The organism is Marinobacter sp. 1-4A, assembly GCF_016597725.1.
Lineage (GTDB): Bacteria > Pseudomonadota > Gammaproteobacteria > Pseudomonadales > Oleiphilaceae > Marinobacter.
The window spans coordinates 116,493-132,973 of the sequence record NZ_VCGY01000002.1 but is presented as its reverse complement, the minus strand read 5'-3'; the positions used below and the strand labels follow the sequence as shown (position 1 = coordinate 132,973).

Below are 16,481 nucleotides of genomic sequence, written 5' to 3'. Positions count from 1 at the left end.
TGTTATGCAATTTCACAGGTATCCAGTCGAACATCTTCGATGACTGAACCTTTATCCAGATGGATGATTCGGTGAGCCATAGCGACGGTCTCTCTGCGGTGGGCGACTACAACACGGGTCATGGGAAGGGACTGCAGGTTCCGCACAACATGCTCTTCGCCATGCAGGTCCAGATGGCTGGTTGCTTCATCCAGAGCCAGAATTTTGGGTTGCTTGTAGAGGGCTCTGGCCAGCAAGAGCCTTTGTTTCTGTCCCCCGGATAAACCCGAGCCCATTTCGGCTACCAGAGTTTGGTAGCCCATTGGCATATTGATGATAGCGTTATGGATATTGGCTCGTTTGGCTGCGGTTTCGATGTCTTCCTGATCAGCAGTGGGATCAAAACATGCAATGTTTTCAGCCAGTGAGCCTGCCATTAGCTGGTCATCCTGCATAACCACTCCCACCATTTTTCTTAAAGATGTGGGCCCTAGCTGTCGAATTGAGATGCCTCCGATGCGAATATCTCCTTCAGTAGGTTCGAGCAACCCCAGCATCAGTTTGAACAGGGTGGACTTGCCGCAGCCTGAGCGCCCCACAAGCGCAACGGCATCTCCGGCCTCAATGGTTAATGACAGGTCTTTTATGACCCGGCGCTCACCTTCTGCATAGCGAAAAGATACATTCCTGAATTCGATGTGAGGTGCAATTCTGGCAAGATCTGTCTCCATCGCTGAGTCTGGTTCTGGTGCTTCAAGCGCGATGTCCGCCAGGCGTTCAGCGTGCAACGACAGCATCTTTATCTCAACGCTCAGGTCAATCAGTTTGCTGGCGCGAGAAGTAAACTGGCTTTTGTAGGCAAGAAATGCCAATAACATTCCCAGTGTCAGGGTATTGCCCAATACGGCCAACCCCCCAACATACAAAAGGAGCATCCCTTCGAGGCCAAAAATCAGTGTGTTGCAACCGCTAAAAATCAGCAGCATCTTTTGTGTTTTAAGGTCCCGGTTCTGAACATCTGTCAGTAGATTCTGCCAGATGGACAGGCGCAATGGGGCTGCGTTAAACAACTTGAGTGGCTGGACGGCTCGAATGGTCTCCAGAAAATAGGCGTTTTCCCGGGTAGCCAGCACAATGCGTTCTTCGGTGGCATTACGAAGAGGGTGATAAAATGCCCAGCGTAATAGGCTATACAACGCAACAGCTATTAGAACGATGGCGGTCAGAGTCTTGCTGTACATTAGCATCAAGCCCAAAGTGATCAGGGCTACCAAAGCGTCCAGCAGAATAGTAATTGCGCCGTTAGCGAGAATATTGCGAATTGCCCCCAAGGACTGAAATCTGGCGGTGATGTCACCCAAATGACGTTTCTCAAAAAAAGGCCAAGGCAGGCGCAGCAAATGACTAAAAAAATTACTGGTCCACTGCAATGTCAGTTGCTGGTTTAGCCGCAGCCCCATCCAGCCCCGTGCCATGCGCAAGGCAAAGTCAATGATGAGTAGCAGGCATCCTCCAAGCACAGCCAGTAAAAGCAGATCGAAATCGGCTGAGACTAGTGCGTGATCGACGATCCACTGAGTTACCTGCGGTGAAAGCAGGGCAACCACTTCCAGAGCCAAAGCAAGCAGCAATATGTTGGCCAGGGCACGCTTCAGACCAAGAATACGGCCAGTCAAGTCGCGTAGCCGTAATCGTGGTTTTTGCTGAGCTGGCTGAAACGTCGAGTTGGGCGATAGTTCAACAGCCACACCGGTAAAACAGCGGGACACTTCGTCCATTTTAAGGGTTCTGCGGCCGACTGCCGGATCTAGAAGGACGACATGTCTTGCGCTCACTTTCTCCAACACCACGAAGTGGTTGAGGTTCCAATGGAGAATGCAGGGTAGGCGTAACTGTTTCAGTTCATTCAGCTCCAGACGCAATGGCCGGCAAGAAAAGTCCAGCGCCTGGGCATAGTGAACGATCTGGGGAAGGCTTGTGCCTTTGACCGAAATGGAAAATCGCCTTCGCAGGGTGGATAGGTCCAGATGCAGGCCATAGGCGCTTGAAACCATGGCAAGGCAGGCCAGTCCGCATTCGTGGCTTTCTGCCTGAAGTGTAACTCGCATGGGATTCCTGTTAGCTAGGTGATTTGCTCAGTGGCGCGCCAGCTCCAAAACATCCTGTTGGCATAGTTGCCATATCAAGGTGCGTAGCTTGCTATTGTCGAGGTCATTCAGTTCATTGAGGGCCTCATCCAGACAGATGCCCGGGCGCTTCGCAATGCAGCCGACAAGTCGGCGTCCCGTATCATCCAGATTGAGGCGAGTACCATTGGCAATAACGTAGCCACTTGAAAGGCCATGAGCGTGGTTTGCACTCAAGCGAAGAGGGGTGTCGCCTGCCATTTGTCCGCCGTTCAACTGGCCGAACAGATCGATAGCCAATGGCGAGTCAATACGAGTCGAACCGATAAACTCATCCATGAAACGGTGGTAGTTGTCCGGGTTGCTGATAAAGGTGCTCAGTTGTTGGCTAAGATTTAGCAGATTGTCGCGATCCTGCTCCCAGCCAAGCAGAGAGCGCCGAGCTTCGACGAAATCTGATAGATGCTGAAAGGCCCATTGTGCATAGTCGATGGCATAAGGTGGGAAGGTGCCAACCGCCAGATGGAATGTTTCTTCCCCAAGCGGCAAAGGGTTGTGCCACCAGCCGCGAGGCAGGTAGAAAACGTCGCCAGCCTCCATGATGAAATCCATATAAGGCACTTCTGGGCAAGGATGCTGTTGTTCGAAGTCCTTGCTCTGTTGCATGTAGAGAGGAGAATCCATAGTTGGTTCGTAGACGACCCAGCGCTTTCGTCCTATCAATTGGATCGCAAATACATCGCGCGTATCCCAGTGGCAACGAAAAGAATCTTTTTCACCGAAGGCAGCATAGGCACTGGTTACCGTTTGCCGTCCTGTTAACTCGGCAATTTGTCGGACCAGTGAATTAACCTTTGGCTCATGGCGAATTTTGTTGGCAATCAGAGTCGCACCTTTTTGCAGGTAGTCATAGACCACTGGTTTGATCAGTCGATGGCGTGGAGTGCCGACATCCATATAGCGCTCGACATATTCTTGCTTGGGACGAATGCCGTCACAAGATAATTTGAAGTCACTAGAAGCGACATCGGCGCGCTCGAAAATTTTGTTAGCATCACTCCAGGAAAAGCTTTCTACAGCCAGAGCTTGCTTGAGTAGCAGGGGTTTCTTCTCCTGGTACTCTACTAAAAATGTTTCACGAGAAAGGTCGAATTGAATAAGCACGATGAATTAGCTCGAAAGCCCGGCACTAGAGCCGGGCTTGGTTGTTAGTTGTAGTTTGTTCCTGCTTCGTTGTAACTTGTACCGGAAGGGTCAGGAAGAGCATTTGAAAGCCAATCCTGTATCGGAGTGTTTTCGTTTAGCCATTGGCCAGCTGCATACCCGGCCATGCCCGCAGCGGCAATCCCAGCACCCGCTGCTGCCCCTATGCCTGCCAGACCGAGCACGGCGTTTCCAGTAGCTCTGATGGTTAATCCATAGGAAACGCCGGCAGCGCCACCAAATGCACCACCCACTGTGGCAGCATCTGAAACATCGCCAGCGCCTGAAACCAGATCCATCTCTACAATTGATAAATTACGCATCAGTTTCTTTTCCTTTTTTAGATTTACCAAATATAATCTCTAAAATTATATTGGAGTCAGGTTTTTTTGAGTAAGCCTCTATGTTGGCTTTGTTTTTATAGAAAAATAAAGTTATTAGTGGAGACCCAAAAATGAAAAATGCTCCAGTGAACACTATTTTCTCTATAAGTGGTAATGGTGTGTTGTTTGTTATGGATAGTAGTGTCCCGAGGAAAATAAAATAGAAAGGGGTTGTGAATTTTATATAACTCATGATTTTTTCCTATTTTATTTCAATAGGTTTTTTAGTTTTAATTTATAATTTTTGGCTTTTCTTGATTTGTCTAAGGTCTTAAGCGTTAGGTGACATTAGGGGTGTATTTTAAGTTGGTTTTTTTTTGTCGCAACCCTACAGGTGTAGGGGCTTTTCATCCTGATTCCCGGGTCCGGCATGATAAGCGGCGATCAGTTCCATACGAGAAGAGACGTTTTTTTTGCGCAATAGGGCGGATACGTGATCTCTGACAGTAAAGTCGCTGATGTTTAGTTGTGCTGCGATCTGCTTGTTTGTTTTTCCTTGTGTAAGAAGCTTAAAGACATCTTGTTCTCTAATGGTCATTTTCATGCTGTTTTTCCTTTGCTTGATCGCCCTACATTTTCCCTGTCATTGAGAAAACTGGTTCGAGAATCCATTCATAGATCTTCCGCTTTTCCTGCAGAATGTCGGCCTCTATTTGCATTCCAGTAAGTAGCGGCTGTTGTTTTCCGTAGAGTTGAATATGCTGGGACGCCAGTTCAACAGTCACTCGGTAATAGTTTTCCCCCGCGTTTGGTGTGCTGCTGTTTTGCAGGATACTGGTGATATGGGGTTGAAGTTCGTGAATCGAATAGGGGCTACTGGCAATATTCAGCACTCGTCCCTGAGCCATGCCAAACTTTTGATAAGGGTAAGCTGCATAGCGAAGGGAGACGTTCTGCCCGGGCTCAATGAAACCGGCCTGACGGGGGGTTATGTAGAGGTGAGCATGTAACTTGCTATTCAGGGGCACCAGACTGGCCATGAGGGTGTTGATTGTCACTTGCTGGCCGGGGCGAACATTCAACCCGGTGACTTGCCCGTCAAAGGGGGCTTGCAGAATTTGTTGTGACCTTAAGTTATTCTCAGCAGTCTCCTGTTGCAGAAGGGCAAGGCTATGTTCTGCATCAGAGATATCTCGTCGATATTGATTCTCCTGATCACGCCGCTTTTCCATTAGTGCGAGACGAGAATGTTTCAGGCTTGCGTGGTCTCGTTTAATGGCCTGCTTCTGACTCGCCAGTGTTAATAGTTCTGTTTCTGCCCGCTGCAGTTCTGTGATGGCTATATGTCCACGTTCCAGCAGTTCTCGTAACCGGTCGAGATTAGCTTGCGCCAGATACTCTCGTTGTTCCATCAGGGTAATTTCTGCCCGCAGTGTAGATTCTTCTGCATCCAGCGCGCGTAATCGCATATCCAGCAATTCCATTTGCCGGGCGAGTTGGCGGGTAGCTTGTTCTTTGTTTTTGTTTATCAGGGACTGGCGATGGAGTAGTTGCTCGCCTTTTAATGTTTGTAATTTACCAAAGCTGGAAATGCGTTCGTCTGACAAAATAAATAGCGTGTCGTCAGCCTTTACTGTTTTGCCTTCTTTCACTTCCACTTTCAGAACCTGCCCCTGTGCAGGAGCTAGTATTCTGAGTACGCCCTGACTTGGAACGAGCAACCCGGAAGCGGTGGCTTTGCGTGTATGGGAGCCAAGGAGCAGAAAAGCTAATGCCAGAAGAGCTATTGATAGTGCGCATAGACCAATGAGTGCATATCTTCCAGGCTGTTGAATCAATACCTGACCTAAGTAGCTGGACTGCTTTGCTTGGACTGCCTCTGGTCTGAATAGAGGGGAGACTTGTTGCATGATGGGTCCATCCATAGCTTGCTGTCTGATAACCGAGTGGGTGCTTGGTTTTACTTATAGATAGAGCTCCGATCATATCCTTATGGGAGCTTTCGGTGCGGCAATAATATGATGCCGAGTATTCGGTGCAGATATTCCAGTAAACAAAAATGATAGTCAATATCATTTTTGTTTACATGTTTTTGGCGAGGGGGGGCTAAGATGTTGCTAATATCTTGGTGAGATAGCTGTAGTTCAGAGCTTGGGGTGTTTGGGGTGGGCGAGGGATACGAACGATGTGACCACTACCCGGCGCACAATCCATAGCAACACCATTGCGGTTTTCCATGACTGGTATTGAAAACTGCAGGTTGCCAGACGGTGTGATCAATTCCAGTTGATCGCCCGGCGCAAACTTGTTTTTCACATCTACGGTCAGCCACTGGCCGTCATCATCGGTGATTGTGCCTACGACTTGCTGGGTGCCCAGATAAGATGAGCCTCGCTCGTAGGTTTGGTATTCCTGTGGCATGTGTCGGCGCAGGAAGCCTTCGGTGTAGCCACGATTGGAGAGCGCTTCCAGCTCATTCATCAGGTTCATATCAAAAGGCTTGCCCTGTACCGCTTGGTCAATGGCGTTGCGGTACACCTGAGTCGTTCTGGCAACGTAGTAGGTACTTTTGGTGCGGCCCTCGATTTTCAGGGAATGTACGCCCATGGCCGCCAGCTCTGCCACGTGTTGCACGGCACGCAGATCCCGAGAGTTCATAATGTAAGTGCCGTGCTCATCCTCGTAGGCAGGAATAAAGCTGCCGGGGCGATTGGGCTCTTCCAGAAGAATCTCTTTCGGCTCGAAACTTTGTACATCACTTGCCGCAGATGTGGCAATCAGGTCGCCGGTTTGGTCTTGAGTGTGTGCAACTTCTTTGTAGTTCCAGCGGCAGGCATTGGTGCAAGCGCCTTGATTGGCGTCTCTGTGGTTCATGTAACCGGAGAGCAGGCAGCGCCCGGAGTAGGCCATACATAGGGCGCCGTGAACGAAGACTTCCAGTTCCATTTGCGGAACCCGTTCGCGAATATCGCGGATCTCACCCAGAGCAAGCTCCCGCGACAGAATGACCCGGCTAATCCCTTGGCGGCGCCAGAACTCTACGGTAGCCCAGTTCACGGCATTGGCCTGCACCGATAGGTGTATAGGCTGGTCCGGCCACTTTTCCTGCACCAGCATGATCAGGCCGGGATCCGACATAATCAAAGCGTCCGGCTTGTATTCCAGTACGGGTTCTAGATCCCGCAGGTAGGAGCGCACTTTGTCGTTGTGGGGCGCTATGTTCGAGACCAAGTAGAACTGCTTTCCCAGCTCATGGGCGCGCTGAATGCCAGAGCCGAGCGCTGCAGTGTCTTTGAAGCTGTTGTTGCGTACCCGCAGAGAGTAACGCGGTTGGCCAGCATAGACGGCATCTGCGCCATAGGCGAAGGCGGTCTCCAGATGTTCAGGGGTGCCAGCAGGTGCCAACAGTTCCGGAATGTTCATGGGGGCTCCGAGTAAATCAGTGGTGGGCTATTTTGCCGCAGCCTGTTGTGCATTCCCTTGACCCTGCTCAAACGTACTATTGATTATTTTCAGCTAACATGTGTACGCTGCAATCCGGAATGAGAAAATCGGTATTTATGAATCAGGAGGATCAAAGAATGGCATTAGAGCCTCTGAGCCCAGAGGTGGTGCGGGTTTCGTTGAGTAACAAAGTGAGTTCGCTGATCAGTATTCAGCTTGCCCGTGGCAAGGTGGGTGTTGAGGTGGTGGCGTCGCAGTTGCACATGAGCCGGTACACGCTTCACAAGAAGTTGAAGCGGGAAGGTTTAACCTTTGCCCGTTTGCTAGAAGATGTACGCCGTAAGCAGGCGCTAACTTACATGCAGGATAAAACCAAGCCTTTGGTTGAAATTGCCGAGCAGCTTGGGTTTTCAGAACTGAGCGCATTCAGCCGGGCGTTTAAGCGCTGGATGGGTACATCCCCGGCTGAATACCGCTCTATTAGGCTTTCTTAATGTAGTCAGGCCTTCTTGAAGACTAGCGTGGCGTTGGTGCCACCAAAGCCAAAGCTGTTGCTCATAACGAGATCCAGATTCTGGTTATCTAGCCGCTCGCGCACAATCGGGTAGCCTTGCGCACCTTCATCCAGATTTTCGATGTTGGCTGAGGGTGCGATAAAGCCTTCGCGCTGCATGATGATGCTGTAAATAGCCTCATGCACACCGGCTGCGCCCAAGGCGTGACCGCACAGGGGCTTGGTAGAGCTCAGCGGCGGAATCTTATCGCCAAACGTTGCTTTGAGGGCTGTCAGCTCTGTTACGTCGCCGGCGGGTGTGCTTGTGCCGTGGGTGTTGATGTAGCTGATTTCGCCATCTACGGTTTTCATCGCTTGCTGCATGCAGCGAATAGCGCCCTCACCGCTGGGCGCAACCATGTCTGCGCCGTCGGATGTGGCTCCAAAGCCGACCAGTTCCGCAAGAATGGTCGCACCACGGGCTTCTGCGTGCTCCAGTGCTTCGAGCACCAGCGTGCCGCCGCCGCCGGAAATAACAAAGCCATCCCGGTCTTTATCGTAGGTGCGAGATGCTTTTTCAGGCGTATCGTTGTACTTGGTTGACAGCGCACCCATGGCATCGAACATCAGGCTTAGGGTCCAGTGGATATCTTCACCGCCGCCAGCAAGCATGACATCCTGACGCCCAAGGGCAATTTGGTCTGCCGCGTGGCCGATGGCGTGTGCGCTGGTGGCACAGGCTGAGGTAATGCCGTAGTTGATGCCGGTAATGCCGAATGCCGTTGCGATTGTCGCGTTGATTGAACTGCCCATAGTGCGGGGCACGCGATAAGGCCCAACGCGGCGAATACCTTTGGCGCGGTGGGTGTCGATTGCGTCAAGCAGTTCAACTGTTGATGCACCGCCAGTACCAAACACAGCGCCGGTGCTGTTGGCTGTGAGGTGTTCATTGGTTAGCCCAGCCTGTTCGATGGCTTCGCAGGCGGCGAGATAGGTGTAAGCTGCAGCCGGACACATGAAGCGCAATAACTTGCGATCAATCAGCTCGGGCAGATTCAGGTTTATCTGGCCACAAATGTGGCTGCGTAAACCGTTGTCACGGGCTTCTTCACTGAGGGCGATCCCGGGAATGGATTCCTTCAGGGAGTGCGTGACTTCTTTTTGATTGGTGCCAAGGCTGGAGACAATCCCCATACCGGTGATAACAACGCGCCGCATCTTGTTAACTCCTAAAAATCATCCGTGGAAGAGAACACGCCAACCCGCAGGTCTTTGGCGGTGTATATTTCTTTGCCATCCACTTCCATACGTCCGTCGGCAATGGCCATCGTAAGCTTGCGACGGATTACACGTTTGAGGTCGAGGTAGTAGGTTACTTTTTTGGCGGTAGGCAGAACCTGACCGGTAAACTTTACTTCTCCGGCGCCAAGTGCACGGCCCTTGCCTTCACTGCCGCCCCAAGCCAGATAAAAGCCTACCAGCTGCCACATGGCATCAAGGCCCAAACAACCCGGCATGACCGGATCATCCACGAAATGCACTTTAAAAAACCAGAGATCCGGATTGATATCCAGCTCTGCCACCAAGCTTCCCTTGCCGTACAGGCCGTCGTCCGCGCCAACGTGGGTAACGCGGTCAACCATCAGCATCTCATCAATGGGTAGCCGTGTGGCGCCCGGGAAAAGTTTGCCATGACCGCACTTGATCAGGTCTTCTTTATCAAAATGATCAGGGTTCATAGTGCCATCGTCTCTGTTACAGAATGATTTATTGTTACTTTAGCTGTTATTTCGCGAGTCGCTATTGACCATTAGTGGATGATTGGCGCTTAAGGAATCCAGTTTCAACTGACACGGGCTCTGTTTGCGGGTTCCAGAGCTAGAGAGAAAGGGGGTATAAAATTACAAAGAAAAAAGCAGGCTCCTGAGAACCTGCTCTTTGTTTTGGGATGCCAATAGTTCCTGCGCTGCGGCTCAGCCGGGCCGACCATCGGGCCTTGGGCTTGCGAGGATTCTTGTATAGCGCACGAGATACATACCGAAAGCAAACATCCAGAGCACACTGCTGCCTCCAATGCCCGGGTGCCAGGGAATTATGTCGAATGCCGTAAGTACGCGAATGACTGCTGCAAGTTGAATAGCAATAAATGCTACAACCATGCCTTTGGGCAGTACCAGAGCGCGCCCCGTATGCCCCAGCGTTACCCGGGCAATGACTCCCAGAATCAAGCAACTGATTGCGCCGGTGCCTGCCGCATGGCTCCAGGCGTTGGATGGCCAGTTCGCGAAAATCGTGCCTACAAGAAGGTACAGAGAGACTGGTACCCAGAGAATGGACAAATGAAGAACCCACAGGAGAGGCTCCTTGCGAGCGAGCCAGCCTTTCCAGTTCGCCAGCCGCACGAGTACGAGGGTGCCTGCGATTAGTGCCAAACCGCCTGTGATGGCTTGCCAGCCTGTTACCAGCGATGCCAGAAGCAGAATCATCGAGAACAGCGATGCCATATCCAGCGCGGGGATGTTTTTTACCGCGTCAGCATTCAACCCGCGCTGGCGCAGCCAACCGGTTGTGAATGCCGGGGTTATACGGCCACCTACAATGCTTATAAGTGCCATGGCTGCAATCAGCGCCCCGTGGCTGTAGGTCATATCCAGTCGTGTCACAAATCCTATTTGCATCAGCCACAGCAAGCCTAAAACCACTAGAAGCATCAGCTGCCGCTTTTGTTTCGCCTTCCAGACACGCCACCCGGCATCCAGCATTACCAATGGCAGGAAGGCCAGATTAACGCCCTGCACCAGCCAGTCTGGCAAACCCGCTCCGAACGCCAAAAGCAAGCGGCCAGCCAGCCATACACCCCATAGCAAAACCAGTAGAAAGCCATGGGTGCGCTCGGTTTGTGTCCATACACAAACAGCCGTTAGCAAAAAACCTGCGATGGCGGCAGTCAAGAAGCCAAACAGCATCTCATGCTGGTGCCAGAACAGCCCTGGCATGGCCAGAGGCATATTGATAACGCCGGTTACCTGCAACACCCAGAGGGGTATTACCAAAAGCGCCAGTACTGTCATCGACAGGAAGAAAATCCGGAAGGGGTAGCCGAATAGCTGGCTGACGCTGGCGGAGCCAGCTTCGGCGGAAGTAGGAATAGCCTGCATGTTGGTTCCTGCTAATACATATATGTGAGTTATATGTTAAACGTCTACGACCTGAAATAACATACCCGGTTGGTGGTATCTTTGCGTACAATGCCGCTATCGTTTTGATTCACAATGGAATGGATACACGTATGTACATGATCCTGAAACACCTCCACATGACCACAGCCTACCTGACAGTGGTCTTGTTCACGTTGAGACTTCTGATGGACGCTGTGGGGCGGCCAGGTTGGCGCCAGACACCACTGCGCTGGATTCCCCACGCTAACGACACAGTGTTGCTTGTGGCGGCCATCAGCTTGCTGTTTGTGGGTGGTTGGAACCCACTGGAGCAAACTTGGATTCTGGCCAAAATTGCCTTGTTGTTAGGCTATATCGCTGCCGGACTTTTCGCGTTGAAAGTCACCGTATCACGCCCGGTGCGTGTTGTTGCAGCTGTATTGGCTTTAGTTCAAGTATCCGCTATTTTCCACCTTGCGATGGCCAAACCCATTATTTTTTGACCCATTAAAGTCGGTAAGCCCATGGGTTGGCTTCCTGACAGTTTGTGGCTAGAAAAGTATAAGCCGGGCACGTACGTGCCCGTATTAGGGCTCTAGCTTTTCTGCCAGCTTGTCTAGCTTGCTCTGCACTATGCGGAGCTGCTTTGCAATTTCATCCCGCTCGTCATGTGCCCGTTGATTCTCTTTTGCGTTCTGTTCCTCGCTCATCACTTCCAGAATTGCGCCGATCATCATGTTCAGGAATACGAAGGCCGTGAGGAAAATGAAGGTTAGGTAGAAGATCCAGCTAAGTGGGTACTGCTCCATGGTGGCGTACATCACGTCGGTCCAATCTTCGAACGTGGCCACGCGAAACAGGGTGAGCATGGAAATCGCTACATCACCCCAGAGTTCTTCATCCACCTTGGCAAAGAACATTGAGCCCATGGCCGCGTAGATGTAGAAAATGATAAACATTAGCAGCGCGATGTAACCCATGCGGGGAATGGCTTTGAGTAGGGAGTTGATCAAAAAACGCAACTCGGGCACTACAGAAACCAGACGCAATACCCGGAAGACCCGCAACAATCTGCCAAGCAAGACTGCCTCCGAGTTATCCAGAGGAATGAGGCTGCCAATCACCACTAGCGTGTCAAACACGTTCCAGCCGTCCATAAAGAAGCGTCGTTTTACCGGGCTGGCGGCAAAGCGGAAGAGTATCTCGATCAGGAAAAACAGCGTAATAGCCGTATCCATCACACTTAGGGATTGCTCTACCAAGGGCGGCAGGTCGTAGGTTTTTGCGCCTATGGTAAGAGCCGAAAGGATGATGATGGCAATAACCACGCCCTGAAAGAGCGTGCTGGACTCGATTCGGCGTAACTGGTTAAAGCCAGCGACAGGGGACATTTCCGGGGACATGGGTTTTACTGCTCCAGATGACATCGGGTGTGCGGATTCTAATCGCCCGTTCAGTGCTGGAACAGTCTTCTTACAGAGAATTCAAAAAACGCCCATTTTTCGCCTTAGCGTCAGGGCGATTTTGTGTCTTTTAACGGATCGCTTTGACGATTCAGTGGATAGAACAGTTGCGGAGACGCCAGTTCCGGCAAGTCGGTTTGTTCCTTGTTCGCAGCCCACTCCACGCGCTCGGCTGAGCGGATGGCGTAGTGCATCCAAATCAGTGCGGCAGCGGCGATAATAAACATCAGCATAAAGCAGCTCTGCCAAATACCCGTAACATCATTCAGAACACCGAAGGTCAGCGGTAGAATAAACCCTCCTAGCCCGCCAATCATGCCTACCACGCCGCCAACAGCGCCTACATGCAGCGGGTAATAGACAGGTATGTGCTTATAAACGGCTGCTTTGCCGAGCGACATGAAAAAACCCAGCGTAAAAATGAGAACAATAAATACGGGCAGGTTCATCTCAAGGGTGAAGCGAATGTCGCTGTCAATGCCGTGTACAACGTAATCCGTGGGTGGGTAGCTCAGTAGGAAGGTGCAGATAACCGATGCGATAAACGTCCAGTACATTACACGCCGTGCGCCGAAGCGGTCAGACATCCAGCCACCCAGAATGCGGAACAGAGATGCTGGAATCGTGTACAGAGCTGCAATCATGCCTGCTGTGGTTATGTCGAGGCCGTAAACACCAATCAAGTAATGCGGTAGCCAAAGTGCCAGTGCCACAAAGGCACCGAATACGAAGAAGTAGTAAAGCGCAAAGCGCCATACGCGTAGATCCCGCAGTGGCTCCATCTGCTCCATAAACGAACGCTGTTGTTCGCCTTTTTTCCGATCGGCTGAAACGGGATCTTCCTTTGCAAGAAGCATGAAGACGATACCCATAACGGCGAGCACAGAAGCGTATATCTGGGCGGTCGTTTCCCAACCAAAAGCCACCAACAAAAAAGGCGCGCCGAAGTTGGTGACTGCAGAGCCGACGTTGCCTGCCCCAAAAATACCTAGTGCAGTACCTTGCCGAGCAGGTTCAAACCAGGCGGCTGTGTAGGCCACGCCCACAATGAACGCGCCACCGGCAAGGCCTACTCCAAGAGCGCCAATCAGTAGTAGGAGGTAAGTCGTGGCATAGGTAAGCAGGTAAACACAGGCAGCTGTGGTTAGCATGAGTATTCCAAGCACCCAGCGCCCGCCGTAGCGATCCGTCCAGATGCCAAGAAATAACCGGCTAATGGAGCCTGTCAAAATAGGGGTGGCCATCAGTAGGCCAAGCTGGGTGTCAGATAGCCCCAGGTCTTCCGCAATACGGATGCCGATAATGGAAAAAATGGTCCACACCGCAAAGCAAAGCGTGAAGGCCAGCGTAGAAAGGCCGAGTGCTCGATGTTGTTGGGTACGGGTTGGCATGTTCATTACGTTGGCCATCCTTCTCTGCGTTTTTAGGCCTTGGTTTATTACTTCTGCAAAGGTATCAAAAACTGTGTTTTCGGTGTCGGGGCATTGGGGGTACCTCCTGCAGGGCGGGCTGGTGGTAGTCCTATGGCGGGTTTACCCGGAAGGAGGTAGTGATCTGATTGCTCTGGTGGGGTAGCTGGTGGTGCTTTTGATCTATATCAATTATGGCCTGCTATGGAGTGTGGGCTAATACTGAGCAATATCAATTGGCGGGGTGCTCGTGCGTGGCATTACCGCCTTCGGAGACTGCTATGAAAATCATGATTGCCTATGACGGCTCCAGGAATGCGAAGCTGGCGCTGGTTCAGACGATTACGATGTTTCGCGATCTGAAACCGCAGCTCACTTTGGTGGCTGTTGCTGAAAATCCCAGAGACATTACGGCCAGTAACGAAGACTTATTTCAGGAAGAGTTGACTCGCCTCAAGACGCAACTGGTTGAAGCACAAGAAGTATGCATGAACGAGGAGGTGGCCTCTGAAACGCTGCTGTTGGAAGGGGACGCTCGCAAAATGCTGCTTTATGCAGCGGATAGCAAAGTTAAGCCCGACATGCTCGTTATCGCTCGCCACAGTGAAGAAGTTGATGGCGGTTTGATTGCCCGCTCACTGACTTACTTTGTGGACGAACTGGATTACATGACATTCGGAAAGGTCAGCTCGTTTCTGGCCCGCCGGGTGGAATGCCCGCTATTAATCCTGCCCAGCCGCTAATAGCCACTGGCACTGAACTGTAAGCCCCCGGAGGCTGAAATGAGAGTTGCAGACGTATTCCGCTTCAAAAATCCAGAGATCAAGGCGCTGCACCTGACTTGGATAGCATTTTTTATCACTTTCTACGTGTGGTTCAACATGGCGCCACTGGCGTCCAGCATGCTGAAAAGTGTTGACTGGTTAACCCCGGACGACCTGCGTTTGTTCGCCATATGTAACGTGGCGCTGACAATTCCTGCGCGCATTATTGTGGGTATGGCTCTTGACCGCTTCGGCCCGCGCCGGGTGTTCTCGATTCTGATGATTCTAATGTCGATTCCGGCACTCACCTTCGCCTTCGGCGACACCATGACCCAGTTGTTGGTTAGCCGTTTGGTACTCAGCTCTATTGGTGCAAGCTTTGTGGTGGGTATCCACATGACAGCCATGTGGTTCAAGCCCCGGGACATCGGCTTTGCCGAGGGCTTCTACGCAGGTTGGGGCAATTTTGGTTCTGCCGCTGCAGCGTTGACCCTGCCTACTATTGCACTGCAAATGTACGGCGGCGACGACGGCTGGCGCTGGGCTATTGCCCAGAGTGCTATCGTGATGGCGCTTTACGGTGTGTACTACTGGTTTGCGGTTACCGACGGCCCTGTGGGAACCGTGCACCGTAAGCCTCGTAAAGCCAGTGCTCTGGAAGTCAGCACCTGGGGTGATATGGTCAAACTGATTCTTTGGACCATACCTTTGATTGGTGTTCTGGCAATCCTCGTTTGGCGCATCCAGAACATGGGCTACCTGAGTGTTACTGGCGCCATCATCGCATACGGGGTGATTGTGGCCATTGTGCTCTATCAGGTTGTACAGATTTTGCGAGTGAACCTGCCAATCCTGAAAAAAGGTGTACCAGAGGACGACAAGTACCCGTTCAACAGCGTTGCTGCTCTAAACAGCACCTACTTTGCCAACTTTGGTGCTGAGCTGGCGGTGGTATCCATGTTGCCGATGTTCTTCGAGGAAACCTGGAGCTTGAGTGCGGCAGCCGCTGGTATGGTTGCAGCTTCCTTTGCTTTCGTTAACCTAGTGGCCCGCCCCATGGGTGGCATGGTTTCCGACCGCATGGGTAACCGCCGCTTTGTTATGCTCAGCTACATGTTCGGTATTTGTGTGGGCTTTGCGCTGATGGGTTTGCTTAACTCCAGTTGGCCGCTGATCATCGCCGTGGGCATTACTGTTTTCACGTCTTTCTTTGTGCAGGGTGCAGAAGGTGCAACCTTCGGTATTATCCCGTCGATCAAGCGCCGCCTGACCGGGCAAATATCAGGCATGGCGGGTGCTTATGGCAACGTAGGGGCGGTGGTCTACCTGACTATCTTCACCTTCGTTACCCCTAGCCAGTTCTTCTTCATCATTGCTGGCGGAGCCTTCATAAGCTGGGTGCTTTGCCTGATGTGGCTGAAAGAGCCTGAGTCTGGCTTTGCGGAGGAGTATGAAGTGTCTTCTGTCGACCTGCAGATTGAGGAAGAGGAGCGCCAGCGTCAGGCGGCACTTGGCAAAGCTTGATGTGTTGACGTAATAAAGCTAGTAACAAAGCCCCGCCCGGAGCAATCCCGGCGGGGCTTTGTTGTTGATTAACGTGTGCTACTCGGCCGGTTCGGCTTCAAGCCATGCCCATGCATCCTCTTCCATGGCCACAGTGAAAGTGCGCATGTCGATATCAGGAAATAGTGGATTCATAGTGTCGACGATTTTTCGCATCCAGCTGGGTGCGCCAACTATGGCGTAGCGCTCCACCTTTTCCATGGCGGAGAGCTTCATTGAGAAGAGGCCGCTTTGCATAAGGATGGAGGGGTCGAAGCCGCCGAAATGTTTTATCCGATTGAGCAGTCGTACCTTGTTTTGGCCTGCAAGAAAGTCTTCCATTTTTTTGATCACGCCAGGCATTTCCTCTGAGGACATCACACCGTCTATTTCAAAGGCGAGCACGTTATCTTTGTTAGTTTGTATGAAGCGGATTGATGCGTTTGGCGGTGTACCATGATCCGGAGCGGAAACGTGTTTCAACATGGCTGCATCCTCTCTTGGGCAAGACTAAAGGTATATTCTTCAGTGTAAGACATTGGCGGTGCAGTGATGGTTTGCGACAAATGAATAGTTT

17 protein-coding genes are annotated in these 16,481 nt (G+C 51.6%); 4 read left to right on the top strand and 13 right to left on the bottom strand.

The window, feature by feature from the left end; genetic code table 11:
• Positions 1–2: 2 nt before the first annotated feature.
• From FE845_RS04335 to yegQ, 7 genes are all read right to left on the bottom strand, one after another.
• The gene (locus tag FE845_RS04335) at positions 3–2,087 is read right to left on the bottom strand and encodes a peptidase domain-containing ABC transporter (protein ID WP_200361981.1); all 2,085 of its coding nucleotides are present in this window, start codon (positions 2,085–2,087) and stop codon (positions 3–5) included.
• 27 nt (positions 2,088–2,114) lie between these two features.
• The gene (locus FE845_RS04330; RefSeq protein ID WP_200361980.1) at positions 2,115–3,269 is read right to left on the bottom strand and encodes a JmjC domain-containing protein; all 1,155 of its coding nucleotides are present in this window, start codon (positions 3,267–3,269) and stop codon (positions 2,115–2,117) included.
• Between the two features lie 44 nt (positions 3,270–3,313).
• Positions 3,314–3,631: a hypothetical protein gene (locus FE845_RS04325; RefSeq protein ID WP_200361979.1), complete on the bottom strand. Its 318-nt coding sequence runs from the start codon at positions 3,629–3,631 to the stop codon at positions 3,314–3,316.
• The gene (locus FE845_RS04320; RefSeq protein WP_200361978.1) at positions 3,624–3,884 is read right to left on the bottom strand and encodes a hypothetical protein; all 261 of its coding nucleotides are present in this window, start codon (positions 3,882–3,884) and stop codon (positions 3,624–3,626) included. The genes FE845_RS04325 and FE845_RS04320 overlap by 8 nt, the downstream gene beginning before the upstream one ends.
• A 135-nt stretch (positions 3,885–4,019) precedes the next feature.
• On the bottom strand, positions 4,020–4,235 hold the full coding sequence (locus FE845_RS04315) for a response regulator transcription factor (protein WP_200361977.1): 216 nt from the start codon (positions 4,233–4,235) through the stop codon (positions 4,020–4,022).
• Between the two features lie 25 nt (positions 4,236–4,260).
• Positions 4,261–5,541 carry an HlyD family secretion protein gene (locus FE845_RS04310; RefSeq protein WP_200361976.1) on the bottom strand — a complete coding sequence of 427 codons (1,281 nt, stop codon included), beginning with the start codon at positions 5,539–5,541 and terminating at the stop codon, positions 4,261–4,263.
• 196 nt (positions 5,542–5,737) lie between these two features.
• Positions 5,738–7,054 (bottom strand): tRNA 5-hydroxyuridine modification protein YegQ, encoded by a 1,317-nt coding sequence (gene yegQ, locus FE845_RS04305; protein ID WP_200361975.1) that lies wholly within the window; start codon positions 7,052–7,054, stop codon positions 5,738–5,740.
• 158 nt (positions 7,055–7,212) lie between these two features.
• Between yegQ and FE845_RS04300 the strand changes: the two genes are divergently transcribed.
• Positions 7,213–7,569 carry a helix-turn-helix transcriptional regulator gene (locus tag FE845_RS04300; protein WP_200361974.1) on the top strand — a complete coding sequence of 119 codons (357 nt, stop codon included), beginning with the start codon at positions 7,213–7,215 and terminating at the stop codon, positions 7,567–7,569.
• A gap of 5 nt (positions 7,570–7,574) precedes the next feature.
• Here FE845_RS04300 and fabB read toward each other — a convergent pair whose 3' ends face one another.
• The 3 genes from fabB to FE845_RS04285 all read right to left on the bottom strand — a co-directional run bounded on the left by fabB (position 7,575) and on the right by FE845_RS04285 (position 10,726).
• Entirely contained in the window at positions 7,575–8,786 is a 1,212-nt protein-coding gene (gene fabB / locus FE845_RS04295; RefSeq protein WP_200361973.1) for a beta-ketoacyl-ACP synthase I, read from the bottom strand.
• Between the two features lie 11 nt (positions 8,787–8,797).
• Positions 8,798–9,307: a bifunctional 3-hydroxydecanoyl-ACP dehydratase/trans-2-decenoyl-ACP isomerase gene (fabA, locus tag FE845_RS04290; RefSeq protein WP_200361972.1), complete on the bottom strand. Its 510-nt coding sequence runs from the start codon at positions 9,305–9,307 to the stop codon at positions 8,798–8,800.
• A 234-nt stretch (positions 9,308–9,541) separates the two neighbouring features.
• On the bottom strand, positions 9,542–10,726 hold the full coding sequence (locus FE845_RS04285) for an NnrS family protein (RefSeq protein ID WP_200361971.1): 1,185 nt from the start codon (positions 10,724–10,726) through the stop codon (positions 9,542–9,544).
• A 131-nt stretch (positions 10,727–10,857) separates the two neighbouring features.
• Here FE845_RS04285 and FE845_RS04280 point away from each other — a divergent pair, with 131 nt between their 5' ends.
• Positions 10,858–11,229 (top strand): SirB2 family protein, encoded by a 372-nt coding sequence (locus FE845_RS04280; protein WP_200361970.1) that lies wholly within the window; start codon positions 10,858–10,860, stop codon positions 11,227–11,229.
• A gap of 84 nt (positions 11,230–11,313) precedes the next feature.
• Here FE845_RS04280 and FE845_RS04275 read toward each other — a convergent pair whose 3' ends face one another.
• On the bottom strand, positions 11,314–12,129 hold the full coding sequence (locus tag FE845_RS04275; protein WP_200361969.1) for an ion transporter: 816 nt from the start codon (positions 12,127–12,129) through the stop codon (positions 11,314–11,316).
• 110 nt (positions 12,130–12,239) lie between these two features.
• Positions 12,240–13,586, bottom strand: a complete 1,347-nt coding sequence (locus FE845_RS04270; protein ID WP_413785071.1) for an MFS transporter — start codon at positions 13,584–13,586, stop codon at positions 12,240–12,242.
• A 293-nt stretch (positions 13,587–13,879) separates the two neighbouring features.
• Between FE845_RS04270 and FE845_RS04265 the strand changes: the two genes are divergently transcribed.
• Entirely contained in the window at positions 13,880–14,341 is a 462-nt protein-coding gene (locus FE845_RS04265; protein ID WP_200361967.1) for a universal stress protein, read from the top strand.
• A gap of 39 nt (positions 14,342–14,380) precedes the next feature.
• Complete coding sequence (locus FE845_RS04260; protein WP_200361966.1) at positions 14,381–15,886, top strand: MFS transporter; 1,506 nt, start codon at positions 14,381–14,383, stop codon at positions 15,884–15,886.
• A gap of 78 nt (positions 15,887–15,964) precedes the next feature.
• Here FE845_RS04260 and FE845_RS04255 read toward each other — a convergent pair whose 3' ends face one another.
• A complete protein-coding gene (locus tag FE845_RS04255; RefSeq protein WP_200361965.1) occupies positions 15,965–16,390 on the bottom strand; it encodes an STAS/SEC14 domain-containing protein in 426 nt (141 codons plus the stop codon).
• Positions 16,391–16,481 lie beyond the last annotated feature (91 nt).

Excerpts from the sequence above, each read along its gene's own strand:
- FE845_RS04335 (WP_200361981.1), bottom strand. The coding sequence starts at position 2,087 with ATGCGAGTTACACTTCAGGCAGAAAGCCACGAATGCGGACTGGCCTGC.
- FE845_RS04325 (WP_200361979.1), bottom strand. The coding sequence starts at position 3,631 with ATGCGTAATTTATCAATTGTAGAGATGGATCTGGTTTCAGGCGCTGGC.
- FE845_RS04320 (WP_200361978.1), bottom strand. The coding sequence starts at position 3,884 with ATGAGTTATATAAAATTCACAACCCCTTTCTATTTTATTTTCCTCGGG.
- FE845_RS04315 (WP_200361977.1), bottom strand. The coding sequence starts at position 4,235 with ATGAAAATGACCATTAGAGAACAAGATGTCTTTAAGCTTCTTACACAA.
- FE845_RS04310 (WP_200361976.1), bottom strand. The coding sequence starts at position 5,541 with ATGCAACAAGTCTCCCCTCTATTCAGACCAGAGGCAGTCCAAGCAAAG.
- yegQ (WP_200361975.1), bottom strand. The coding sequence starts at position 7,054 with ATGAACATTCCGGAACTGTTGGCACCTGCTGGCACCCCTGAACATCTG.
- FE845_RS04300 (WP_200361974.1), top strand. The coding sequence starts at position 7,213 with ATGGCATTAGAGCCTCTGAGCCCAGAGGTGGTGCGGGTTTCGTTGAGT.
- fabB (WP_200361973.1), bottom strand. The coding sequence starts at position 8,786 with ATGCGGCGCGTTGTTATCACCGGTATGGGGATTGTCTCCAGCCTTGGC.
- fabA (WP_200361972.1), bottom strand. The coding sequence starts at position 9,307 with ATGAACCCTGATCATTTTGATAAAGAAGACCTGATCAAGTGCGGTCAT.
- FE845_RS04285 (WP_200361971.1), bottom strand. The coding sequence starts at position 10,726 with ATGCAGGCTATTCCTACTTCCGCCGAAGCTGGCTCCGCCAGCGTCAGC.
- FE845_RS04280 (WP_200361970.1), top strand. The coding sequence starts at position 10,858 with ATGTACATGATCCTGAAACACCTCCACATGACCACAGCCTACCTGACA.
- FE845_RS04275 (WP_200361969.1), bottom strand. The coding sequence starts at position 12,129 with ATGTCCCCGGAAATGTCCCCTGTCGCTGGCTTTAACCAGTTACGCCGA.
- FE845_RS04270 (WP_413785071.1), bottom strand. The coding sequence starts at position 13,586 with ATGAACATGCCAACCCGTACCCAACAACATCGAGCACTCGGCCTTTCT.
- FE845_RS04265 (WP_200361967.1), top strand. The coding sequence starts at position 13,880 with ATGAAAATCATGATTGCCTATGACGGCTCCAGGAATGCGAAGCTGGCG.
- FE845_RS04260 (WP_200361966.1), top strand. The coding sequence starts at position 14,381 with ATGAGAGTTGCAGACGTATTCCGCTTCAAAAATCCAGAGATCAAGGCG.
- FE845_RS04255 (WP_200361965.1), bottom strand. The coding sequence starts at position 16,390 with ATGTTGAAACACGTTTCCGCTCCGGATCATGGTACACCGCCAAACGCA.